The 25,249-nt window shown below is 32.0% G+C and carries 20 protein-coding genes; 10 read left to right on the forward strand and 10 right to left on the reverse strand.

Features of this window, described 5'->3' with window-relative positions; all coding sequences use genetic code 11:
* Nucleotides 1-175: 175 nt before the first annotated feature.
* Nucleotides 176-2,725, reverse strand: a complete 2,550-nt coding sequence (locus FHK87_RS23395) for an ATP-dependent Clp protease ATP-binding subunit (protein WP_140597299.1) — start codon at nucleotides 2,723-2,725, stop codon at nucleotides 176-178.
* Between the two features lie 5 nt (nucleotides 2,726-2,730).
* Nucleotides 2,731-2,871: a hypothetical protein gene (locus FHK87_RS26450; RefSeq protein WP_226294398.1), complete on the reverse strand. Its 141-nt coding sequence runs from the start codon at nucleotides 2,869-2,871 to the stop codon at nucleotides 2,731-2,733.
* A 220-nt stretch (nucleotides 2,872-3,091) separates the two neighbouring features.
* Here FHK87_RS26450 and gyrA point away from each other — a divergent pair, with 220 nt between their 5' ends.
* Together gyrA and FHK87_RS23405 are read left to right on the forward strand one after the other, a co-directional pair.
* Nucleotides 3,092-5,626: a DNA gyrase subunit A gene (gene gyrA, locus FHK87_RS23400; RefSeq protein ID WP_140597300.1), complete on the forward strand. Its 2,535-nt coding sequence runs from the start codon at nucleotides 3,092-3,094 to the stop codon at nucleotides 5,624-5,626.
* A gap of 34 nt (nucleotides 5,627-5,660) precedes the next feature.
* Nucleotides 5,661-6,935, forward strand: coding sequence for a tetratricopeptide repeat protein (locus FHK87_RS23405; protein ID WP_140597301.1), 1,275 nt, complete (start codon nucleotides 5,661-5,663; stop codon nucleotides 6,933-6,935).
* A 457-nt stretch (nucleotides 6,936-7,392) separates the two neighbouring features.
* Here FHK87_RS23405 and FHK87_RS23410 read toward each other — a convergent pair whose 3' ends face one another.
* Nucleotides 7,393-9,261 (reverse strand): outer membrane protein assembly factor BamB family protein, encoded by a 1,869-nt coding sequence (locus FHK87_RS23410; RefSeq protein ID WP_140597302.1) that lies wholly within the window; start codon nucleotides 9,259-9,261, stop codon nucleotides 7,393-7,395.
* Nucleotides 9,262-9,387: 126 nt separating this feature from the next.
* Nucleotides 9,388-11,814 (reverse strand): phenylalanine--tRNA ligase subunit beta, encoded by a 2,427-nt coding sequence (pheT, locus tag FHK87_RS23415; protein WP_140597303.1) that lies wholly within the window; start codon nucleotides 11,812-11,814, stop codon nucleotides 9,388-9,390.
* Between the two features lie 143 nt (nucleotides 11,815-11,957).
* Between pheT and FHK87_RS23420 the strand changes: the two genes are divergently transcribed.
* The 4 genes from FHK87_RS23420 to FHK87_RS23435 all read left to right on the forward strand — a co-directional run bounded on the left by FHK87_RS23420 (nucleotide 11,958) and on the right by FHK87_RS23435 (nucleotide 17,210).
* A complete protein-coding gene (locus tag FHK87_RS23420; protein ID WP_140597304.1) occupies nucleotides 11,958-12,392 on the forward strand; it encodes a hypothetical protein in 435 nt (144 codons plus the stop codon).
* A 95-nt stretch (nucleotides 12,393-12,487) separates the two neighbouring features.
* Nucleotides 12,488-13,720: a peroxiredoxin family protein gene (locus FHK87_RS23425; RefSeq protein WP_140597305.1), complete on the forward strand. Its 1,233-nt coding sequence runs from the start codon at nucleotides 12,488-12,490 to the stop codon at nucleotides 13,718-13,720.
* 175 nt (nucleotides 13,721-13,895) lie between these two features.
* A complete protein-coding gene (gene pta / locus FHK87_RS23430) occupies nucleotides 13,896-15,989 on the forward strand; it encodes a phosphate acetyltransferase (RefSeq protein WP_140597306.1) in 2,094 nt (697 codons plus the stop codon).
* Nucleotides 15,990-16,025: 36 nt separating this feature from the next.
* Nucleotides 16,026-17,210, forward strand: a complete 1,185-nt coding sequence (locus FHK87_RS23435; RefSeq protein WP_140597307.1) for an acetate/propionate family kinase — start codon at nucleotides 16,026-16,028, stop codon at nucleotides 17,208-17,210.
* Between the two features lie 102 nt (nucleotides 17,211-17,312).
* Here the strand turns inward: FHK87_RS23435 and FHK87_RS23440 are convergent, their stop codons facing one another.
* The 3 genes from FHK87_RS23440 to FHK87_RS23450 form a co-directional block, all read right to left on the reverse strand.
* Nucleotides 17,313-17,498: a hypothetical protein gene (locus FHK87_RS23440; RefSeq protein WP_140597308.1), complete on the reverse strand. Its 186-nt coding sequence runs from the start codon at nucleotides 17,496-17,498 to the stop codon at nucleotides 17,313-17,315.
* Nucleotides 17,499-17,670: 172 nt separating this feature from the next.
* Nucleotides 17,671-17,859 carry a hypothetical protein gene (locus FHK87_RS23445; RefSeq protein ID WP_140597309.1) on the reverse strand — a complete coding sequence of 63 codons (189 nt, stop codon included), beginning with the start codon at nucleotides 17,857-17,859 and terminating at the stop codon, nucleotides 17,671-17,673.
* A 187-nt stretch (nucleotides 17,860-18,046) separates the two neighbouring features.
* Nucleotides 18,047-18,238, reverse strand: a complete 192-nt coding sequence (locus tag FHK87_RS23450; protein ID WP_140597310.1) for a hypothetical protein — start codon at nucleotides 18,236-18,238, stop codon at nucleotides 18,047-18,049.
* Nucleotides 18,239-18,755: 517 nt separating this feature from the next.
* On the opposite strand from FHK87_RS23450, the gene FHK87_RS23455 reads away from it, so the two are divergent.
* From FHK87_RS23455 to FHK87_RS23470, 4 genes are all read left to right on the forward strand, one after another.
* Nucleotides 18,756-21,035 (forward strand): endonuclease, encoded by a 2,280-nt coding sequence (locus tag FHK87_RS23455; protein ID WP_140597311.1) that lies wholly within the window; start codon nucleotides 18,756-18,758, stop codon nucleotides 21,033-21,035.
* Nucleotides 21,036-21,251: 216 nt separating this feature from the next.
* Entirely contained in the window at nucleotides 21,252-21,533 is a 282-nt protein-coding gene (locus FHK87_RS23460; RefSeq protein ID WP_140597312.1) for a hypothetical protein, read from the forward strand.
* A complete protein-coding gene (locus FHK87_RS23465) occupies nucleotides 21,520-22,182 on the forward strand; it encodes a hypothetical protein (RefSeq protein WP_140597313.1) in 663 nt (220 codons plus the stop codon). The genes FHK87_RS23460 and FHK87_RS23465 overlap by 14 nt, the downstream gene beginning before the upstream one ends.
* A 106-nt stretch (nucleotides 22,183-22,288) precedes the next feature.
* Entirely contained in the window at nucleotides 22,289-23,134 is an 846-nt protein-coding gene (locus tag FHK87_RS23470; RefSeq protein ID WP_140597314.1) for a hypothetical protein, read from the forward strand.
* 38 nt (nucleotides 23,135-23,172) lie between these two features.
* Here the strand turns inward: FHK87_RS23470 and FHK87_RS23475 are convergent, their stop codons facing one another.
* Genes FHK87_RS23475 through FHK87_RS23485 form a run of 3 tightly spaced genes read right to left on the reverse strand, consistent with a single transcriptional unit; the run spans nucleotide 23,173 to nucleotide 25,149 of the window.
* The gene (locus FHK87_RS23475) at nucleotides 23,173-23,697 is read right to left on the reverse strand and encodes an alpha/beta hydrolase (RefSeq protein WP_140597315.1); all 525 of its coding nucleotides are present in this window, start codon (nucleotides 23,695-23,697) and stop codon (nucleotides 23,173-23,175) included.
* A 5-nt stretch (nucleotides 23,698-23,702) separates the two neighbouring features.
* Nucleotides 23,703-24,512 (reverse strand): hypothetical protein, encoded by an 810-nt coding sequence (locus FHK87_RS23480; protein ID WP_140597316.1) that lies wholly within the window; start codon nucleotides 24,510-24,512, stop codon nucleotides 23,703-23,705.
* Nucleotides 24,513-24,531: 19 nt separating this feature from the next.
* A complete protein-coding gene (locus tag FHK87_RS23485; protein WP_140597317.1) occupies nucleotides 24,532-25,149 on the reverse strand; it encodes a hypothetical protein in 618 nt (205 codons plus the stop codon).
* Nucleotides 25,150-25,249 lie beyond the last annotated feature (100 nt).

The raw sequence follows: 25,249 nt of genomic DNA on the forward strand, positions 1-25,249 counted from the left end.
TAACTTATTTAATAAAATTTTTCCCATTAATGACTGTTAAGATAATAAGAAAAAAACTTGAATCATATTATTTTGTTAATTTTTATCAAAACTAAATTAGTAAAATGGATAAAATAAAATAAGCTATTGCAACCAGTGCAATAGCTTATTTTTATAATGTTTAATACCCTGATATTTATGCAGATTCTTCTGCTTTCTTAATATTTATGGTAAGCTCATTTGACTCTTCATCTATATCCATAAAGATGCTATCTCCTTCTTGAAGTTGTGCATTTATAATTTCTTCAGCCAAAGCATCTTCGATATATTTTTGGATAGCCCTTTTGAGAGGTCTTGCTCCATATTGCTTATCAAACCCTTTCTCTGTGATATAATCTTTAGCTTTTTCACTAAGAGAGAGATCATATCCAAGATCCTTGATTCTTAAATATAATTTATCAAGCTCTATGTCAATAATTTTATGAATATCTTCTCTTTCTAGTGCATTGAATACGACTACATCATCAACACGATTCAGAAATTCTGGTGCAAATGCTTTTTTCAAGGCGCTTTCTATAACACTTTTTGCATAGTCATCTGCTTGAGACTTTTTGGCAGTTGTTCCAAAACCTACTCCTTGACCAAAGTCTTTTAGTTTACGAGCACCAATATTAGAAGTCATAATAATGATCGTATTTCTAAAGTCTATTTTACGTCCTAAACTATCTGTTAGATAACCATCATCAAGTACTTGAAGCATCATATTGAAAACGTCTGGATGTGCTTTTTCTATCTCGTCTAATAGGATTACAGAATATGGTTTTCTACGAACTTTTTCTGTTAGTTGCCCACCTTCTTCATATCCTACGTATCCAGGAGGAGCACCTATTAATCTTGAGACAGCAAATTTTTCCATATATTCACTCATATCTATTCGAATAAGAGTGTCTTCACTATCAAAAAGTTCTCTAGCTAAAACTTTTGCTAACTGTGTTTTTCCTACACCTGTTTGTCCTAAAAATATAAAAGAACCAATAGGTTTATTAGGATCTTTGAGTCCGGCACGATTACGCTGTATTGCTTTAACAACTTTGGCAACGGCTTCATCCTGACCAATTACTTTACCCATTATTAGATCAGGTAATTCTGCTAATTTGTTACTTTCTGTCTGAGCAATACGATTTACGGGTATACCTGTCATCATAGAAACTACATCTGCAACATTATTCTCATCTACCGTTTCTTTATGAAGTTTTGATTCTTTTTCCCATTGCTCTTGTGCTACGCCTAGCTCTTTCTCGAGGTTCTTTTCATCATCTCTTAGCTTGGCAGCCTCTTCATATTTTTGTTTTTTGACTACGCTGTTTTTGAGTTCTCTTACTTCCTCAAGTTTTTTCTCAAGATCAAGAATTTTCTTAGGAACATCGATATTAGTGATATGAACTCTCGATCCTGCTTCGTCTAATGCATCTATAGCCTTGTCTGGAAGGAATCGATCTGTCATATATCTATTCGTAAGTTTTACACAAGCCTCGATAGCTTCTGGAGTGTAATTTACATTGTGATGTTCTTCATACTTTTCTTTAATATTATTGAGGATCTCAATAGTTTCTTCAATATTGGTAGGTTCTACAATTACTTTTTGGAAACGTCTTTCAAGGGCACCATCTTTTTCGATGTACTGTCTGTATTCGTCCAAGGTTGTAGCACCAATACATTGTATTTCTCCTCTTGCCAAAGCAGGTTTGAACATGTTTGAAGCATCTAAACTTCCTGTTGCTCCACCAGCTCCAACAATAGTATGTATTTCATCTATAAACAGTATGATGTCATCATTTTTTTCTAACTCATTCATTACTGCCTTCATACGTTCTTCGAATTGTCCTCTATATTTAGTTCCGGCAACTAGACTCGCCAAATCTAACGTAACCACTCTTTTGTCAAAGAGGATTCTAGATACTTTTCTTTTAACGATTCTAAGTGCAAGACCTTCAGCTATTGCAGATTTACCTACACCTGGTTCTCCGATAAGAAGCGGATTATTTTTCTTACGTCTACTTAATATTTGAGAAACTCTTTCTATTTCTTTGGATCTACCTACAACAGGATCAAGTTTTCCTTCTTCTGCCATTGCGGTAAGATCGCGTCCAAAGTTATCTAAAACCGGAGTTTTTGATTTTTTACCTGCTTTTCCACCTCCAGAAGGAGAGTTAAATGGATTTTCTTTTGAAGAATCTCCTGTAAGATCATCATCTTCAGAAAAAGATTCGGCTTTTGGATTATCTATATATTCTTCCTCGTTAGTTATCATAAATTTAAATTGGTCTTTTACGTTATCATAATCAACTTTTAAACGATTTAAAAGCTTGGTTGTTGGATCATTTTCGTTTCTTAAGATACATAACAAAAGATGCGCTGTATTAATAGAAGAGCTTTGAAATAGCTTAGCTTCCAAAAAAGTAGTCTTTAATGCTCGTTCTGCTTGTCTTGTTAAATGTAAGTTTTTCTTCTCATTTGATGCAATTGCAATACTTGGGTTTGCAGGGCTTAAAATTTCTACTTTTCTTCTCAAATTGGTAAGATCTACATCTAACGCATCAAGAATGCTTATTGCTTTTCCACTTCCATCACGTAACAATCCTAACATAAGATGTTCTGTACCTATAAAGTCATGCCCTAATCTCAGAGCCTCTTCTTTACTGTAGGCAATAACATCTTTTACTCTAGGTGAAAAATTATCATCCATAAAAATTATTCTCTTTCTTTATAACTAAAATAGTAATTTTTTAATATTACTATGGCAAAAACTATTCCTTTTAATCGATCATTAACAAATAAACTTACAGAAGTGGCATTTTTGTCATAAAAATCAATTTTTTTAGAAGAAATCATGCTTATAATTTATCAATTTTCTCCTTCTGTAGTGTCTTGTTTGCGTAAATAGACAAAAAAAGCTTTAATAATCAAAACCTAATGTAATAGACTTATTAACCATATTAATTCTTCATATTGTTAATAAATTACGTATATTACATATAGAATTTGCTGTTAAAACCGTCTTTATTTAACTAAATTAGCGCGTTTAATTAATTAAATTTTAGAATATTTTTTTATGGCTGAAGGAGAAAAACTTATACCTATCAACATAGAAGATGAGATGAAGTCTGCATATATCGATTATTCGATGTCTGTGATTGTTTCTCGAGCTCTTCCTGATGTTAGAGATGGTCTCAAACCTGTACATAGACGTGTTCTTTATGGAATGTATGAATTAGGAGTACGTGCTAGTAGTGCTCATAAAAAATCTGCAAGAATTGTAGGTGAAGTACTTGGTAAATACCACCCACATGGGGATACTTCTGTTTATGATACGATGGTTCGAATGGCTCAGGAATGGAGTTTGAGATATATGTTGGTTGATGGTCAAGGAAACTTTGGTTCTGTAGATGGTGATAGCCCGGCAGCAATGCGTTATACAGAGGCCCGTATGCGAAAAATATCTGAGGATATGCTGGCAGATATAGAAAAGGATACTGTAGATCATACATTTAATTTTGATGATACTCTACAGGAGCCTACGGTTTTGCCAACAAGAGTTCCGGGATTATTAATTAATGGAGCTTCTGGTATTGCAGTAGGTATGGCTACAAATATGCCACCACATAATCTAAGTGAAGTAGTGGATGGAACTGTAGCTTACATTGATAATAATGATATAGAAATTGATGAACTAATACAATACATCAAAGCACCAGATTTTCCTACCGGAGGTATTATTTATGGTTATGATGGTGTAAAAGAAGCTTTTAAGACAGGGCGTGGTAGAATAGTGATGCGAGGTAAAGCTACTTTTGAAGAAGTCAATGGTAGAGAATGCATTATCGTAACAGAAATACCATATCAGGTTAATAAAGCTGATATGATTAAAAAGACTGCCGACCTCGTTAATGATAAGAAAATTGATGGAATTTCTACTATTCGTGATGAGTCTGATAGAAAAGGTATGCGTATTGTATACATTTTAAAGAGAGATGCTATACCTAATATAGTACTCAATCTTTTATACAAGTATACCGCTTTGCAATCTTCTTTCAGTGTAAATAATATAGCACTAGTTAATGGCAGACCACAATTACTTAATGTAAAAGAAATGATCCACTATTTTGTGGAACATAGACATGATGTAGTTGTTAGGCGTACTAAATTTGAATTAAGAAAAGCAGAAGAAAGAGCACATATTCTTGAAGGATTAATCATTGCTTCTGATAATATTGATGAAGTAATTGCATTGATTAGATCTTCTGCAAATGCAGATGAAGCACGTGCTAAATTGATAGAAAGATTTAAGCTTTCTGAAATACAAGCTAAAGCAATTGTAGAAATGCGTCTACGTCAATTAACAGGACTAGAGCAGGATAAACTACGTGCTGAGTATGAGGAATTAATGAAGACTATAGAAGATCTTAAAGACATTCTTGATAAGAAAGATCGAAGAATGCAAATTATTAAAGATGAACTTCTTGAAGTTAAAGAAAAATACGGAGACCCGAGACGTTCTCAAATTGAATATGCCGGAGGAGATCTTAGTATAGAAGATATGATTCCTGATGAAAAAGTAGTAATTACTATTTCGCATGCAGGATATATCAAAAGAACTTCTCTAAATGAGTATAAAAAACAGAATAGAGGAGGAGTAGGGCAAAAAGGAAGTACAACGCGTAACGAAGATTTTCTTGAACATTTATTTGTGGGGACAAACCACCAATATATGCTTTTCTTTACTCAAAAAGGAAAATGTTTCTGGATGCGTGTGTATGAAATACCAGAAGGAAGTAAAACTTCTAAAGGTAGAGCTATTCAAAATCTTATCAATATAGAAAATGATGATAAGGTAAAAGCTTTTATTTGTACACAAGACTTAAAAGACGAAGAATATATCAATTCTCACTATGTCATAATGGCAACCAAAAAAGGTCAGGTCAAAAAGACATCTTTAGAACAATATTCTAGACCAAGAACAAATGGTATCAATGCTATTACTATAAAAGAAGAGGATGAACTACTCGAAGCTAAACTGACAAATGGTAAAAGTCAAGTTATGCTTGCTGTAAAATCCGGTAAAGCCATTCGATTTGAAGAAGAAAAAACAAGACCTATGGGTAGGGGAGCTTCTGGTGTAAGAGGAATCAGAATGGCAGATGAAAAAGATGAAGTAATTGGTATGATTGCCGTTAATGAAATGGATAGTAATATCTTGGTAGTTTCAGAGAATGGATATGGTAAGCGTTCTAAATTAGAGGATTACAGGATTACTAATAGAGGAGGAAAAGGAGTAAAGACCATTTCTATAACAGATAAAACAGGAAATCTTGTCGCTATTAAAAATGTAACAGACAAAGACGACCTTATGATTATTAATAAATCAGGTATTGCTATTAGATTAGCTGTAGAAGATTTAAGAGTAATGGGTAGAGCTACTCAAGGAGTTCGCCTTATTAATCTAAAAGGAAAAGATTCTATTGCTGCAGTTGCAAAAGTAATGCATGACGAAGACGATATAGATGCCAATAATGAAGAAGAAAATGAAAACTCTTCAATAGAAAATTCTGATGATGCAACTAATGGCACGACTATTGATAACAATTAAAGAATAACTAAATCTCATATTAAAAACACAAGTAATGAAGACTAAATTTTTTGTAGCAATATTCTTGGCGGGTACTGCTATTGGATTTTCTCAAAAACAAGCTTTAAAAGCAGCTGCAAAGGCAATTAAATCAGGTAAAATGAATGTTGCTAGCGATGCTCTTAAATCTGCAGAAGCACAACTTGGTGCCGCAGACGAGAAGATGAAAGCTCAATTCTATTTCTTCAAAGGACAAGTAGAATCCTCTTCTGCAGGAGAATCTCTTGAAAAACTAGAATCTGCTGCAAATGCTTATGTAAAAGCTATGGAAATTGAAAAGGCTGCTGGAAGTTCTAAATACACTGCTGGAGCTAATGAGAATTTGCAGAAAATTCGCCAGTCTTTGATAGAAAATGCTATTAAAGATCAAAATGCTAAAAACTATAAAGGAGCAGCAGAAAAATTATATTTAGGATATAAAACAAACAAAGCAGATACAACTTATTTATATTATGCAGCTGGTAATGCTGTAAATGGTAAAGATTATGATATTGCATTGAAATATTATAATGAGTTAAAAGAATTAGGCTTTTCAGGAATTAAAGAAGAATTCGTCGCTACTAATAAAGAAACAGGAGAAGTAGAGCCGTTTGATTCTAAACAAACTAGAGATTTGTCTGTTAAATCAGGTTCGTATATAAAACCAGATATTCGTAAATCAGAATCAAGAAAAGGAGAAATAGCTAAAAATATTGCTCTTATTTATATTACTCAAGGTAAAAATAATGAAGCTATTGCTGCTATAGAAGATGCAAAAAAAGAAAACCCTAACGATTCAGCTCTAATGCAAGCAGAAGCAGATATACACTATAAACTTGGTGATATTGCAAAATATAAAGAGATAATGGAGAAAATTGTTGCAAATGATCCTGAAAATCCAGATTTATTATATAATTTAGGAGTAAGTGCATCTCGTTTAGGTGACAATGATAAAGCTTTAGAATACTACAAGAAAGCATTAGAATTAAAGCCAGATTATACATCAGCACAAATCAATATAGCGTCTGTGATTTTAGGTAAAGAAGCTAAGGTTGTTGAAGAAATGAATGGTTTAGGAACATCTTCTAAAGACAATAAACGATACGAAGTTCTTAAAAAAGAAAGAGAAGGAATATATAAGAGTGCTGTGCCTTATTTAGAAGGAGCTCTTAAAAGTAAGCCTGATAATGTAGAAGCTGTTCGTACTCTAATGAATATTTACTACCAACTTGATGATCCAAAAGCTGATGAAATGAAAAATAAGCTTAAAGGTTTAGAAGGAGGGAACTAAATAATACCGATTTATAAATTTTTGAAAAAACCGAAGCTATGCTTCGGTTTTTTTATTTCCAGATTTTTTGATTATTATATGGTATATAATTTTTTCATTCCAATGTCGTGAATGTATTACCTAATGCTATCTCAAGAAGTCCTATGAAAATACGTTCTTATCATGTAATGATACCTTTACTGTTTCCTAATGTTTTTTCTTTGAAGTACAGCTTCTAAGGGTTTACTGTAAACCTATAAATTAACTTTTTTCAAATAGATGGATTACTCATGATATTGATTTTTTGTTTGCTACAAATTTAGTTAAGAATCGTATTGTTTTTTACAACATTCATATGTTACCTTGTCTTCCATTTTAGTTTTTAGACTCAATCATGTTTTGATCATTTTAGTGATAAAACAAAAAAGAGGCTATTTTATTAAAATAGCCTCTGATAAAGTTCGCCAATAAATTAGGCTTAAAACTTATGAGATGAAATCAAATGATTTTTTTCATTTATAAAAATTACATTATCAATTTCGTCAATAAGATAGTTTGGAGTTTTATCCAAGATGTCTATCTGCTTATCTATAGCTCCTGTTTTTTTGTTGATCATATAAATAGCATGTTTTGTCGGAGCAGTTTCGCTTTTTATTTTTGCTACAATAAATTTATGATCTTTTATGGTTTTTGAATTTGAATATCTAGTTTTTGTAATTTCGAATACCGTAGACATATTGTTTTGATTATTTCCAACATATAAACCTGCTACAGTAGATTCTGATGAAGTACCATCCGTTTGATCTTTAGAAGTTCTGTATGCACCTTTAGATAAAGCAGATAGTTGATTGATGTTTTCTAAGGAACCAGTAATGTCTAAATCAACACCAGCAAAAGCTAATCCAGTCTCTGCAAGACCTACAAAACCCTTTAAACTGGAAGCAGGCTCGTAATACTTGCTATATTTTAATTCTCCAGATGATGAAAGTAACGAAACATGTTGACCTGTGTATAATAAGTAACCAGTATTGTTAACATATTCTGCTAATAAAGGAGTTTTTTTCTTTACATTTTCTAAAGCTATATCTTCTGCAAATAGTTCAATTTGTCCGGTTTGAAGATCAAATTTGTATCCTTTTTTGTTTTCGAACAATACAACCTTGTTTTCAACTTCATCATAAGTAACTGCCGGTATTGCTTTGAATTTTACGTCTTTGTCCCAAACATCTTTCCCTTTTTCATAATCCAAAATATTAGATCTTTCTGTAGATACATATAATACGCCTTTATCAGTTGGAGTTACATAATATGCATACCCCTTTACTTTACTAGTCCATATTTTTTTTCCATTATCATCAACTAGAGATATTGTGCCATCTTTTTCATCTTTACCAATTGCAATCAACCCTTTTTCATGTGGAATCACTTCATCAAGGTAATCTATTTTAAAGCTCTTTTTCCATTTGAATTCGTTTGTACTAGGATCTATAATATTGAATCCTTCAGTTTCTACCAAAATTAAATTATTGGCATCGTCTGGTCTAACATCTATTAGTGTTCCTCTTAGTTTTAACTTACCTGGAGTTATATCACTACCATTAGAAGGGTCTAGTACTGTTAATTTTTTAGATTTTTTAATTCCTAAATACAAGCTGCTGTTGGCTTCAGAATATACCAAAGCTTTTATTTTTTTATCAGCTTCATGCTTCCAGGTAATTTTTCCATTATCCTTATTGATAGCAAATATTCGATCTTTTATCCCGATGATTAAGTTATTGTCTTTTGTAAAATAGGGACCTTGATCAATAAAGCTTCTTTTGGTTAAAAGACTTTTGATAAACCCTTTACTTTCTCCAAGCGGAGTAATCCATTTTTGTTCCCATGTTTCAAGACTAAAACTCATAAGGTATCGTTCTTTGTCCTTAGTAAGTTCAAAAAGAATAATTCCTTGATTAGGTAAAAGATTAAAGTTTTTAATTCTGTATCCTTCATCTTTTGTATCAAAGACAATATCACCATTGCTGGAGTTAATAATAATTCCTCTTGTTTTTCCGGCGATAGGCACATATTCAGCATAGAATAATGGTAAGCCGTCTATATTCTGAAAAGTACTTTTGTCAACAGCTTTCAGCTCTTTGTTATGCCATTTGATATCACCTGTATTATTATCCATTGCAAGTAAGCCTTTTGCACCAGAGGCAATTATTAAGCCATCATTTGATTGCATAATCCAGCCTACTTCGTATAGACTTTCTTTAAGGTCTACTTCCCATTGTTTTTCTTGACTATATCCAGAGAAGATAATTGCAAGTAAGATAATTGTTAAAGATGTTAAGTGTTTTTTCATACGAGGGGTTTTTTGTATTCGTGATTTAAATTTTGAAATGAAATTTGTTGGCAAAAATACAAAAAGAAGAGGATGATTGTTAAAAAAAACAAAAATCCTCTTTGTAAACGATATAATTTGCAAAAATTATCTTAACTCGGCATCAAGTTTATTTTCAAAATTATGTTGTAACTTATTCATGATTTTATCGATTTGCTTGTCTGTAAGTGTTTTATTTTCATCTAAAAGCGTAAAACTTACAGCATATGATTTTTTTCCTTCCGGAAGATTTTCACCTTGATAAACATCAAACAAATTAATATTTTTTAATAGGTTCTTTTCAGTTTGCTTCGCTATTGTATAGACTTCTTCAAAAGTGATAGAGTCATTTAATAAAAGAGCAAAGTCTCTACGTACTTCAGGGAATTTAGGGATATCTTTATACTTGATTTTGGTATATTTTGAATATTCTAAAATATTATCCCAATTAAAGTCTGCATACAAAACTTCTTGAGTTATAGAAAAATGTTTTAGTACAGATTTTTTAATAACTCCAAAATCAACTAGTTTGGTTTTTCCTATACTTAAAGAAATACCTTCAGAAAACATATCATTTTTGATGGGTGAAGTTTTTAATCTTTCAATGCCTAATCGGTTCAGGACATTAGAAACAATACCCTTTATGTAAAAGAAATCACTTGTTTTTTGTTCAGTATTCCAGCTTTCACTTGTCTTATTTCCAGAAATGGTAATACTTAAGTGTTTGTTTTCTACCCTTTCTTCACCATAATGATGATACGTTTTTCCAAATTCAAATAGTTTAAGATCAGCTCTCCTTCTGTTAATATTATAAGAAATTGCTTCTAGAACAGAAAAAAGCATTGATTGTCTCATAACTGCCAAATCATTACTTAAAGGATTAAGCATTTGAACATTGTGCTCTGGTTTTAATTGCTCACTTAAGTTAATGTATTCTGGGCTTGTTAGAGAGTTTGCCATCATTTCATTAAATCCTTGACCAATTAATTGATTAGCGATTGTATTTTGGATTTTATGGTCAGAGAATTTGTCGATATTAGAAATAGATGCATTTAATTTTTGAGTAAATCCAATGTTGTTATATCCATATACTCTTAATATTTCTTCAATAACGTCAGACTCTCTTTGTACATCATTTCGATAGGCAGGAATAGTCAATCCAATTGCGGTTTCGGTGACGCTATTGATTTTTATTTCTAAAGAAGTAAGTATTCTTTTTATAGTATCTTGAGGAATTTCCTCACCAATAAGTTTGGTCGCATTTTCAAAAGATAGAAATACTTGAAAATCTTCAATTTTTTTTGGGTATAAATCTATGATTTCACTAGAAATATTTCCTCCTGCCAACTCTTGTATGAGTAGTGCAGCTCTTTTTAAAGCATACTCCGTTATATTAGGATCAATACCTCTTTCAAATCTAAAAGAAGCATCAGTATTAAGTCCATGTCTTTTTGCAGTTTTACGAATACTTACAGGATTAAAATAAGCACTTTCTAAGAATATTGATGTTGTTCTTTCTGTAACACCTGAGTTAAGCCCTCCAAAAACACCAGCAATACAGAGTGGTTTATTAGCATCGCATATCATCAAATCGTCTTCATGCAGTTCTCTTTCAACTTCATCGAGAGTAGTGAATTTTGTGCCTGCTTCAACCGTTTTTACCTCTATCTTTTCACCTTCAATCTCATGCGCATCAAAAGCATGTAGAGGTTGGCCTAATTCATGAAGTACATAATTAGTAACATCTACAACATTATTTTTTGGAGTGATACCGATTGCTTGTAATCTATATTTTAGCCAATTAGGCGATTCTTTTACTTTGATATTAGAAATGGTTAAACCACAATATCTAGGGGCTAATTCAGAGTTTTTAACTTCTATATCAATTTTGTTTAATCTGTTTTCTACTCTAAAACTGCTAACCGAAGGTGTGATTAATTCTAGGTTAATATCTTTTTGTAGTAGTCCTGCTTTCAAATCTCTGGCAGTACCCCAGTGACTCATAGCATCAGCCCTATTGGGAGTAAGTCCTATTTCAAAAATTGAATCATTCTCTACATCAAAGATTTCAGAAGCTTTAGTCCCCACGGCAATATCAGCATCAAGAACCATAATACCTTCATGACTTGCACCCAGACCTAATTCATCTTCGGCGCAAATCATCCCATGGCTCTCTTCACCTCTTATTTTCCCTTTTTTAATTGTCCATTCTTTACCTTCTTGATCGTATAGTTTTGTGCCAATTGTAGCAACAGGTACTTTTTGACCGGCAGCAACATTGGGAGCTCCACATACAATTTGTACAGGATCACCTTTACCAAGATCTACTTTGGTTATTTTTAATTTATCTGCATTTGGATGTTTTTCGCAGTTTAATACCTGACCTACAATTACTCCTTCTAGTCCACCTTTTATACTTTGAAAAGTTTCTATTCCTTCTACTTCAAGTCCTAGATCTGTAAGTAATTCTCCAGCTTTTTCTGCCTCCCAATCAAGATTAATAAATTGTTTTAACCAGTTATATGAAATTTTCATTTGTGTTTGTCTAAATTAAGGCAGTAAAGATAATATATTGAGTAAAGGTTACAAATGAGATTATTAATAAAATCTTGTCATATGGTGTTGTATATAAAAGGGCTGATTTTTTTATTACCTTTGAAATATCCTATAAAATGAAGATGATGAATAAATTAAGGTATTTTTTTACAAGTTTTTTTTTAATAGCATTTATAGCTATTGGTTTTTCTCAAGAAAAACAAACAGCTTCTGACAAACCATCTAAGGAGAAAGAAAAAATAAAAAACGAAAAGAATAATAGCAGCAAAGATGATTTAACTTTGGTAAATCAAGCAACAAAATCTCCTAACCAAAAAGTTTATAAGGCGCAATCTAAAAGAAGTTTTGCTACTGCTAAACAAAGTAAACCTTCACAAAAAACTGCTAACGGACAAGTAAAGTCTTATACAACAAAAAGCGGGGATGAAGTCTTTTATGTCGAAAAGAAAGATAAAAATGGGAAAATGATTAAAAGTGAAGAGATTAGAGTGATTAGAAATCCCGATGAATTAGAAAAGATGAGAAAAGGAGAAGAAATCAAAGAAGAAAATTTATAATTGTATCCAAATAACAATAATATACTGTCGTTATGATGTACATTCTAACGGCAGTTTTTGTTAATACCCATACTATTTAAGTAAACTTAATATTCATGAAGCACATACATCTATTACTTATACTCATTATTACTATTTCTTTAAATTCTTGTAAAAAAGAACAAAAATCCGAACAAGTAGATTTTAAATCAGGTCCTTGGAGAGCCTATCTAGAGGTTCAAGACAATAAAAAATTACCATTTCTTACTGAAGTAATGGAAGATCAAAGTTTAAAAATATTTAATGCGGAAGAAGTTATCAATGTAGATGAAATAGAAATAAATAAAGACTCTTTGATCATTAGGTTTCCGGTTTTTGAAGGGTATATAGCAGCACGGTTTGAAGATTCTATGACCTTATCAGGGAGTTTTATCAAAGAAAGTTTAGATCGAGTAGTGCCCTTTAAAGCAACATTTGGTGCGCAAGATCGATTTGATATAACAACCCAACCTTCTCAGAATATTTCAGGTAATTGGGAAACAGTCTTTAGTCAGGATAACAAAGAAGACAGGTATATTGCTAAAGGAATTTTTAAGCAAAATGGAAATATAGTTACAGGAACATTTAGAACCACAACAGGGGATTACAGATTTCTAGAAGGAGTTCTTAACGATAATCAATTAGAATTGTCTGCTTTTGATGGCGCACATGCATTTTTGTTTACTGCTCAAGTTACAGATACGACAATGAATGGTTATTTTTATTCTGGAAATCATTGGAAAGAACCTTTTGTAGCCAAAAGAAATGAAAACTATAAATTACCATCAGAAGACTCTCTTACTTTTTTGAAAGAAGGGTATGAAAAATTAGCATTTACATTTTCTGACAGCCAAGGTAATCAGGTCTCTTTAGAAGATAAGCGCTTTAAGGATAAGGTAGTGATTGTTCAAATTATGGGAACATGGTGTCCTAATTGTATGGATGAAACCAAGTATTATGTGGATTACTATGCTCATCGCAAAGTGTCGAATGCAGAGTTTGTGGCCTTGGCATTTGAGTATGCTAAAACAGAGGAAAAAGCTTTTAAATCAATAAAAAGATTTAAAGAAAAGTTAGGGGTTGAATATCCGGTTCTTTTGGCTCAATATGGAACTTCTGATAAAGAAAAAGCGCAAGAAAAATTACCAATGCTTAATCATGTGCTGTCGTATCCAACAACAATTTTTATCGATAAAAAGGGAAAAGTACGAAAAATACATACCGGATTTAATGGCCCTGCTACAGGACAAAAATATCTTGATTTCAAAAAAGAATTTGAGCATTTTATTGAAGAATTATCAAAAGAATAAGTAAAGATTTTTGATAAAAAATTAAAGCTAATATTCATTTAAGCTAAGCAAAACATAAGGTTTATTATAAAAACACAAGTGTAATCGTTAATATTATAAAAGTCCTGTATAAACAATGTTGTACAGACCAATTTCTATGTTAAATTATTACCTTAGCAATACCAAATGAAAACAAATGAGTAAAGCCGTTTATGTAGCCACTATAGAGCCTAATAGTGGTAAATCCATTGTAGTTTTAGGAATGATGCGAATGTTACTTGGTAAAGTAGCAAGGGTAGGATATTTTAGACCGATTATAGATGATCCCGAAGCGGGAGAGGTCGATAATCATATTAATACAGTAATCTCACACTTCGAACTCGATATTAACTTTAAAAAAGCATACGCATATACACGTAGTGAAGTACTTCAAAAACATAACCAGGGTAAATTTGGAGAAGTTATTGACGAGATTATAAGAAAATATAAAGCTCTTGAAGAGAAATTTGATTTTATACTGGTCGAAGGTACAGACTTTTCTGATGAAGGAAGTATTATTGAATTTGATATCAATGTTGTTATTGCTAAAAACCTAGGTATTCCTGCTGTAATTGTAGCAAGCGGTGTTGATAAGAAGAACGAAGAAATTGTTGGGAATCTAAAGCTAGCTTTAGATACTTTTAACAACAGAGATGTAGAAGTTCTGGCATTGGTTGCAAACAAAGTGCAGCCCGGTTGTGAAAATCAACTGCAAATTGAGTTTGATAAAGATTTTAAAAATGGAGTTGATAGAATTATCATTCCTAAGGTAAATTCTTTGAATAACCCAACGATCAAAGAGATTGTCAAAGAATTGGATGGCAATATTTTGTTTGGGAAAGAATATCTTAACAATCAGGCAGGCAGTTTTGGAGTCGGAGCAATGCAATTGAGAAATTATCTCACACATCTCAAAGAAAATAGTTTGGTAATAACTCCAGGTGATCGAGCAGATATTATTTTGGGAGTATTACAAGCCAATATATCAGATAATTATCCTAAAATATCCGGAATCATATTAACGGGGGGGATTATTCCTGAACCATCAATACTTAAGTTAATAGAAGGGGTTTCATTATCATTTCCAATAATTTCGGTTACAAGCGGAACATTCTCTGTAACAAATAAAATAGGAGCTATCAAATCAAGGATTTATGTTGATAATGTCCAAAAAATTAATACTTCAATTAGCACATTTGCAAAATATGCGAACGAGGATCATCTGGCAGATCGCCTAATTACATTTAAATCAGAAAGTTTAACTCCAAAAATGTTCCAGTATAATCTATTGAGAAGGGCGTTAAAACAAAAGAAACATATTGTTCTTCCTGAAGGTTATGACGAGCGTATTTTGAGAGCAACGTCTCGTTTATTAGCATCTAGAGTAGTGGATATTACTCTAATAGGAGACGAGAAAAAAATAAAAAATAGATCAGCAAAACTTGATATTCCGATTGATTTTACCAAGATTAATATCGTAAATCCTGTAGAGTCTGAATATTATGAAGACTATGTACAAACATTTTATGAGTTACGTAAACACAAAAACGTAAATTTGGATATGGCTAGGGATATGATGGCCGATGTATCTTATTTTGGTACTATGATGATCTATAAAGGTCATGCCGATGGTATGGTGTCTGGTGCAGTGCATACGACTCAGCATACGATACGACCTGCACTTCAGTTTATAAAGACCAAGCCGAATGTTAAAGTAGTTTCCTCTGTGTTTTTCATGTGTTTAGAAGATCGTGTTTCTGTATTTGGTGATTGCGCAATTAATCCTAATCCCGATTCTGAACAACTGGCAGAAATCGCTATATCTTCTTCAGAATCTGCTCAGGCATTTGGTATTGAACCAAAAGTAGCAATGTTATCTTATTCTTCGGGAACTTCAGGAAAAGGAGCAGATGTAGAAATTGTTAGGGCGGCAACAGAAATCGTAAAAGATAAACGTCCTGAACTCAAAATAGAAGGGCCGATACAATATGATGCAGCAGTAGATATGAAGGTTGGTCAAAGTAAATTACCTGATTCTGAAGTAGCGGGTCAAGCTAGTGTACTTATTTTCCCGGACTTGAATACCGGTAATAATACATACAAAGCCGTGCAGAGAGAAACAGGAGCACTTGCTATTGGCCCAATGCTGCAAGGGTTAAATAAACCTGTAAATGATCTTAGTAGAGGATGTACAGTAGATGATGTTTATAATACAGTGATTATTACAGCAATTCAGGCTCAAGGATTATAGATATAAAACTCAAAAAAATACCTCTTTATAAATATTATGCAGATACTTGTATTAAACTCAGGAAGTTCTTCTATAAAATTTCAATTATTTACCATGCCCGAAGCAAAAGTAATCTGTTCGGGGCTTGTGGAACGTATAGGTTTAGAAAATGCTAAAATTAATTATCATTCAATTTCTACTACGATTGAAGAAGTAGCAACTATCTCTAATCATAAAGAAGGATTGCAGCTTATTGCAGACTATTTAATGGACAAAGAAAAGGGAGTTATTGATTCAGCTTCAGAAATACAGATAGTTGGTCATAGAGTTGTTCATGGAGGAAATACTTTTGCAGAGACTACTGTAATTAATGAAGCTGTTAAAAGTAAAATAAAAGAGCTCGCAGCACTTGCCCCTTTACATAATCCTGCAAATTTACAAGGAATAGAAGTAGCAGAACAAATATTTACAAAAGCAAAACAAATCGCTGTATTTGATACCGCATTTCATCAAACGATCCCTGTAGAAGCTTATAAATATGCAATACCAAATCAATTTTTAGATGAAAATCATATTAGATTGTATGGTTTTCATGGCACGAGCCATAAATATGTTTCAGAAAAAGCTAATGAGTTTTTGAATAAAAGCACCAGTAAAATAATTACAATACATTTAGGTAATGGATGTAGTATGACTGCTGTAAAAGATGGAAAAAGTATTGATCACACATTAGGTTTTGCTCCTATGAATGGTTTAATAATGGGAACTCGATGTGGTGATATCGATCCGGCAGTGATTTTTTATATGGTTAATGCCTTAGGGTATACTTTGGAAGAAGTAAATACACTCCTACAAAAAGAAAGCGGTATGCTTGGATTAACAGGATTTAGTGATTTAAGAGATATAGAATCAGCAGCAGAACAAGGAAATGAACAGTGTAAATTAGCACTGAGAATGAATGCCTATCGTATCAAGAAGTTTATAGGGACTTATGCTGCAATAATGAATGGTTTGGATGCAATAGTGTTTACTGCCGGTATAGGTGAAAATTCTGATGTGATAAGAAAACTAGTTTGTGAAGAATTAGAATTTTTAGGAATTCAATTAGATAATGCAAAGAATGAGATAAGATCCAAAGAAATAAGAGAGATTAATGCAGAATTATCAAAAGTGAAAATTCTAATCGTACCTACAAACGAAGAACTTGAAATAGCAAAACAATCCTTTGATTTATTACAATAGCTTCATATAAAAAACAATCATCTTGAGTTGATAATAAATATATAAACTCAAGATGATATAAGAAGGGTAGTCTCTAAAGAAATACCCTAGTCATTGCTAATGTTATGCCCAAATACAACCATTAGCAACACAATATCCGAAATCGCAAAATTCTCCTCCTTCTGGCAATCTGACACAACATCTACCTGGAGGTCCACAATAAGGTCTATTAAAATTAGAACCTTTAATTCCTTTCTGTTCTTCTTTTTGGAGTTTATGTACTCCTTTTAATTCTAAAATTTTCTTCATTGTGTAATATATTTAAATAATTAAGTAGTAATACTAAAAAAAATGAAAAACACTTTAATAGATCTTAAATGTAGGTAGACAGTTTTATTAAATACAATTTTATATTTTTATATAATAAGCCTTTTCATAAAAGTTTTATTAAAGCGTTATTTCCAGTCGGTTTTGTCAAAGGCTATGCCAATATACATTTACTCGAACCAAAACATCTTCCGGGGACACAGACAAATTCATCACCTGTTGAACTAATTAAACAACCATTACCCGAAGGGCAACAGGATACGCTATTAGCAGCACCTTTTATGTTTTGCTGTTGTTCTTTGGTTAGTTTTTGAGTCCCTGACAATTCTAAGATTTTTTTCATTGTGTTTATATTTATTTGTTAAAAAATACAAATGTGGCATCGTAGAGTAAAAGAGATTGATTGATAATGCTCTAAAACTTATATATGATATTAGACTAGCCGATTTAGTTTTACTAGTGCATGCCTCATATAAAGTGAGGTCTACCATTATGCAAGTTTTAAAGCATTTTTTATGGTTTTGTAAAGACTATGCTAATATACATCTATTAGGTCTGAATCGATCACAATATCCAGGCTCGCAAAAACTTTCGCCTCCAAAACTTAATAAACAACCTCTACCGGTTGGACAACAAGTAACGGTACCAAATGCACCTTTAATATTTTGTTGTTGTTCTCTCGTTAATTTTTGGATTCCTGATAATTCTAAGATTTTTTTCATTGTATATATATTTAAAGTTATTGGTTACAAATAAAATAGAAGAAAAAGGTATTAATAAAAAATACAGCCAAAGTTCGTGCAACGACCCGGTTCACAAAATTCTCCCCCCGGGAAACTTACACGGCATTTGTTGCTACTACAACAGCCACTAAATATGGCTCCTCTGATTTTACTTTGTTCTTCTTTGTTGAGTTTTTGAATACCTGCGAGATTTAAGATGTTTTTCATTGTGTAGTTATATTTAAATTGAATCTTTAAATTTAATTTAAAATATTGTAAAACAGTTACTTGTAAACCTTTAAAGAAATGCGGTATAGTTCGCTTTTGTGACAATAATTATTGTATTAAGGGATAATTGCCATTTTTTTAAGAATAAAAAAGAAAAGTTTGGATACGTTTTTGATAAAGATATAATGTTCTATTTAACAATTTAATAATGTTTTGTACAAGTACGTAAGTTAAAATAATGATAGTTTCGAAATTATTTATACCTTTTCAGTAAACTAACTTAAACACAATGAAAAAATTACTAGGCTTACTATTGATCATACCGACTCTTATATATAGTCAGATACCTTCTTATTATAACGATATTAATCTTAATGTATCAGGAACGCAGTTAAAAAATGTATTAAGTGAAAAAATAACGAATACACATACAAACTTTTTATCATACACTCCTGGTGTTTGGGATGCATTAAAACAAACAGATATAGATCTTACAAATGCTTCAAAAGTATTATTAGTTTATGGATATAATGATTTAGATGGTGATAGCACTAATGATAGAACGAGAGGGATTAATGATAATGGAGGTGGATCAAATAGCTGGAATCGAGAACATGTATATCCAAAATCATTAGGTAATCCTAATTTGGGAACTAGTGGGCCTGGTGCGGATGCACATCATTTAAGACCTGCAGATACACAGCGTAACTCATCTCGAGGCAATAGAAAATTTGGTGATGGTAGCGGAAACTCCGGAGCTACCTCTCAGGGGCATTGGTATCCCGGTGACGAGTGGAAAGGTGATGTTGCTCGTATGATGATGTATATGTATCTACGTTATGGAAACCGTTGTCTACCTAAAAATGTAGGAGTTGGCGCTTCGGTTTCAGGCGATAATAATATGATAGACTTATTTCTGCAATGGAATGTAGAAGACCCCGTTTCTCAATTTGAATTACAACGAAACCCAATTTTAGAAAATTTACAGGGTAATAGAAATCCTTTTATTGATAATCCCGCATTTGCTACGAAAATATGGGGAGGACCACAAGCAGAAGATAGATTTGGCAATTCTAATGGTAGTGATACTCAAGCACCAAGTACTCCTACTGCATTAGTAGCGTCTAATATTAATACAAATAGCATATCGCTATCCTGGAATGCCTCTACCGATAATGTAGGTGTTACAGGATATGACATCTATCGTAACGGAATTCTTGTTAGCTCTTCTAATACTGCAAGTTATACAGTTACAGCTCTTGTAGCTAATACATCATATTCTTTTTTTGTAAGAGCAAAAGATGCAGCAGGTAATATATCTAATGCAAGTGCTACAATTGATGTAACAACTCTTAGTGGTCCACCAACAGGAGGATCAGGAGAACTATTCTTTTCAGAATACATTGAAGGATCTTCAAATAATAAAGCCATTGAAATAGCGAATTTTACAGGAACATCAGTGAATCTATCAGAGTATAGTATTAAAAAACAGATTAATGGAGCTGGTTCATGGTCTTCTACTCTAAATCTTTCTGGAACGTTAGCTAGTGGAGATGTATTTGTAATAGCAAACGCTTCTGCAACTAGTGGGATTAAAAATGAAGCAGACCTTGTAACGTCATCTTCGGCAGTTACTTTTAATGGTAATGATCCTGTTGGATTGTTCAAAAATGATGTACTGATTGATATTATAGGAATATTTGATGGAGGATCTACTAATTTTGCACAGAATATGACATTGAGAAGAAAAGCAGATATATCAACACCTTCTACATCTTTTACAATATCAAACTGGGATTCATACTCTCAAGATACTTTTAGTGGCTTGGGAAAGCACACAAAAAGTAGTCAAAATAATCAAACGTCTTATTGTACTTCAAAAGGAAATACAACTACATACGAATACATAGATCATGTAGAGATTGGTGGAATATCTAATACTACTGTAGCAAATAATGGATATGGTGATTTTACTTCACAAACAGCTCAATTATCATATGGAAGAAATACGATAGTATTAAGTGCAGGTTTTACAGGAACTCCTTATGCAGAATATTGGAGAGTTTGGATCGATTTTAATAAAAATGGTGTTTTTGAAACTTCAGAATTAATGGTAGATGAATCTTCTTCCAGTGATTCACAACTATCATATGACTTTAATATACCATCTTCAGTAAGTAGTGGCGAGACCAGAATGCGTATTGCGATGAAATGGGATAGTGCCTCAACACCATGCGAGACTTTTGGTTATGGTGAGGTTGAAGATTATACAATAATCCTCAACACATCTACTTCTCAAAGCTTGAAAACAAATTTAGCAACTTTACAAAAGCAAGAAGAAGAATTTTTAATAACAATTCACCCTAATCCTGCATCAGAATACATTCAAATTAATGGAGAGAATACACTCAATTCACAATTTAAAATTACAAATATGGTTGGAGTAACTGTAAAGTCAGGAAAAGTAACCAATGATAAAATCTCTTTGGATAATTTAAGATCAGGAGTTTATTTTATTAATGTTTCTAATGATGAATATCATACTTCAAAAACAATTATAATTGAATAAATTATAATTTATATATGTGATATAAAAAGGAAATAGTATATCTCAAAAAGATCTGTTATATATCTAGCGATAACAGGTCTTTTTTATATAAATACATATGGATTAAAAGTTGATTATATGAGGTTTTGCCGTATTCAGAATTAAATCAATTGTTTGTAGCTTAGCTGACAAAATTAAGAATCTCCTAACGCTATATATTATTATAAATACAAAGGCATGGAAGAAATTGAAGTAAGAGTCAAAGCAGTCAAAACTTTGCTTGAAGCATTTAGATTAGAACGGATTTTATATATCGTGATTTCGTGTCTCTCTGTAATGATGTTATTATGTCTTCCTGTTTATATTATTTTGAAAGCTCCCGATAAAATTGAATGGGTAATAGGGCTTTTTGTTCCTGCAGGAGCAATTACTCTATCTATTGGTAGACTTTTAAAAATGTGGAATCAAGCTATTTCGTTTGTAAGTGATCAAAAAGTAGAAGAGGATGAAAAGAAATAATGTAAAGAACAAAACAGAAACTATTATTTCGACAGGGGTTATTTTTATACTAATAGGTTTTGGCTATGTATTGTATTTACTTAATAGTTTGAGTCAAGATGTTCAAGAAAAAAAACAAGAATTAGTTGATCTCAATATATTAATCTCTAAAAATCAAGATTCACTGAGCTTTATAGATCAAAGATTACGGTTGAAACAAACTGTATTAGATAGTATTGTAAAAGAAATTAATAAATCTAATGATATTGCTCTAAGAGAAAAAGTACAACAAGGACTTCAAATAGAGCAAACATTACATAATTCTCTCAAAACAAAAGTAATGGGAGCGAATGTTGGACAAGTTGTCTATATGCAGGTAGGAGATAAAGAAACCAAAGAATACCTAGAAAATATATATCTTCTTGATACACTTCATCAAAACGAGTATAAAGCATTTGGATACGATCTACAGCCTGAAAGGACTGATAATACAGTGCGTTATTTTCATTTAGAAGATAGTCTCAAAGCACAAAGCCTTAAAAATAGAATAGAAAAAGCTACGGGAATCCCTGTACAAGAGCAATATATACAAGGTTTTGAAAAAGAAGTGCCTAATCAACAACTAGAGGTATGGCTAAAAAAAGCTAAAAAGGATAGTATTTATCCTTAAAAAATTTAGAAATTTTAAAAGAAAAATTTAAGAAAAATAAAGTATATTACTTGTCAAAATGTTTATAGCTTTGAATACCCTTGTAAATACTTTTTAAACGATGAATTTGAGTACAAAGCTAATCTCTCCTCAAGTAGATTTTGAAAAACACTATCAAAAAGTTTTAAGAGATATCAGAAGAAAGGATGAACTTTCTCCAGCTTCATGGCTATGGATTCTTGAAGAACGAAAGAAATATTGGGGTAGAAATTACATTTATAGCGATTATCCTGAAAATCAATTTCAAAAAATGGAAAAATTAAATCCAAAGATTGGGTTTGATTGGAAAGGACAAAGAGGAAATAGAAAACCTATTATAGAGTGGAGTCTGGAAATTCGTGAATCTCTGATATCAAAAGAAAGAGTAGAAGATGACCAATACGAATGGTTAATACGAAATAGAAAAAAGTATCAAGATGATCCGGATTCGTTTTCGGAACAAGATATTAGTGCTTTAGATAAATTGATCCCCTATTTAGGAAGGGATTGGAGACAAACCTCTAATTACGCTGCTTTTCTCAAGTTTGTAAAAGGTATAAATTATTCTTTAAGTAGGGATAAAAAATTGAGTTCTGCACAGGTTGTATGGCTTAATCACAAAGCTCAAACATTCAGAAATTTAAGTCCGGAAGAAGATACCCATGAATATTTACCACTCTTAGAAAAACTAAATAAGTACCTTGAATATGGATGGCGTGCCGGAAATAATGGAGTAGATTTTTCTCAAAAGGCCGAAGCGATACAACAATCTCTTGAAGAGCGAGGCAGTATAACAGGGTTACAAAAAAGATGGTTGAATTTTCAAAGTAAATTTTATAATGCTGATCGCTTAACAGAAAAACAAATCGAAAAGCTTGAGCATTGCACAAAAAAACTACTTTTTGATTGGAAAAGTATTAATAAGAAAAAATAGAGATCAATAGCTGTAGATGTAATATCGTTCTACAGAAATCAGTGATAGGTTTTAATAGTATCGCAAATGGTCTTTGCAAAATCTTTGTCTTTATAGAGATCATGACCTTTATTTTTTTCTATTAAGCAATCGATACCCATTTGATCAAACCATTTTTGATGCGGTGCAAAATTGTCTTGACCTCCATAATATAATTGTATTTTATTCTCAGGTTTGGTAGTTTCATATCGTAATCGTGTTGATGAAACTGCATATAATGAAGAAACATTTTGTTGTAAAAGCGCAAATCTCCATCCAATTGTCCCTCCGACACTAAACCCAAGGATGATCACCTTCTTTTTCTCAAGTTTTAGTAATTTTTGTACAGCTCGATCAATGCCACCATTTACAAACTGATGATGTATGTGTTGTTCTGTATAAGCATCCAGCGATAAGCCTGCTAATTTACAGCAATCGTAAAAACACACCTCGTATCTGGTTTTTAATGTGTGTTTATAACATTCTATCCATTGGGATTTTGGTTTTCCCCATAAATCAGATAAGATGATGATTCGTTTTTGCATATTAATTAAAAATCAAAATAAGAACCGGTGTCATAATCAGAATCCCCGTTACTCTCTGGACTGGTATAATATATTTCTAATTCGTTGAATATTTCTGATGTTTCAAAAATGATTTCGGCAGTATTAGCGTCGATTGAAGCAATGTAATCTACCCAATACCAATCCGGGTCAAACGCTGCATGGGGCGTTTTTATATGTACGGATAGTTTTTCAAAAAGCTCAAAATTTAAATTTTTCAATAAAAAAATATTACTTTTTAAATCTTTAATGATTTCAACGGCTTTATCCGGTTGATTTTGTAATGCTTCCTGAAGCATTTTATCCATTTTATTAAGGTATTCTGTAATAGTTACCTTCAACTCTTTGCCTTTACGGTTTGTTTTGGTTATTGATAACATATATAAAAGCATATTGTTTTTAAAGAAAGCTCTCATTTTTAAATCACGAATGATTTGCTGTTTATATTGGCTCTTTTCATTAATGATTTTAGATACTTTTCGTAAGTATGCTTTTGCAATAAAATAGGTGTCTTCATCAATATTGGCAATAAAGTATTTTTCAAAATTATGAGGTGTATATTTTGCAAAATTTTTACCGGTTTCAATAATGATGTATTCTCTTAGATATGGATCTCTAGGGTGAGATTTTTTTAGTTCTTTTTTTAAAACTAAAACCTGTCTGTATACCAGATCAAATAATACCAACCGCATAAGTTCGATTGTTGAGGTCGTATTGGGGTCAAGAATCAGTTGAACTCCTACGGGTTTTATTTCTGATAAAATGGATGTGCTTGAAGATATTGTTTCTTGTCTCAAATTAATGTTTTGTTTGGTATTACTGATGATTCATACATATTTTGTGATCTATTGGTGGATTATCAACAAGTTCTTGCTGTATTTGTTTTTCCCATTGGTCAAGTTTTGAAGTATTAAAACCTTTTAAATCTTGATCTATCTGCATATCTATATTTTTGAACTGTTCTTCATGATATTTCATAATTTTTGCAATAGCATCTAGTGAGATCGTATGGTTACATTTCATGATATACATATTTTGATTTAATTCACGAGCATATAACTCCATGATATTAAATTTTAATTGTATAACCCTCAGATAAAATCTTTTATTAAATTTCTTCTTGTCTTTAATCCAAGCTTCTTTTTGATCAAAAAATGCTTTGGCATATACCCTTTCAAGATGCTCATGATCATCTACATAAACCCCTACAAAATAATTGTAATTTGCGTTTGAAGCATAATCAGGAAATCCTTTAAAATCATCTATTTCTATTGATCTTTCATCCCAATACACATGATGTAATGTGGTAAAAAAACGTTTTACAGGAACTTTTATGATTAAATAAGCAAAATAAAGGGCTATGCATACTATAACTGCAAGTATGGTTGCCAATCCGGAAGATAGGATAGGATATCGTCTAAAATATGTGATCATGATATTTATCCGGTTTTCACTTTATTATTATTTATGTCTTTTCATGGGTTTGGCAGAGACTTCTATTGGGATGTCAAAATAGATGTTCCTGTTTACAAAG

It is taken from the genome of Aquimarina algicola, assembly GCF_006443095.1.
GTDB lineage: Bacteria > Bacteroidota > Bacteroidia > Flavobacteriales > Flavobacteriaceae > Aquimarina > Aquimarina algicola.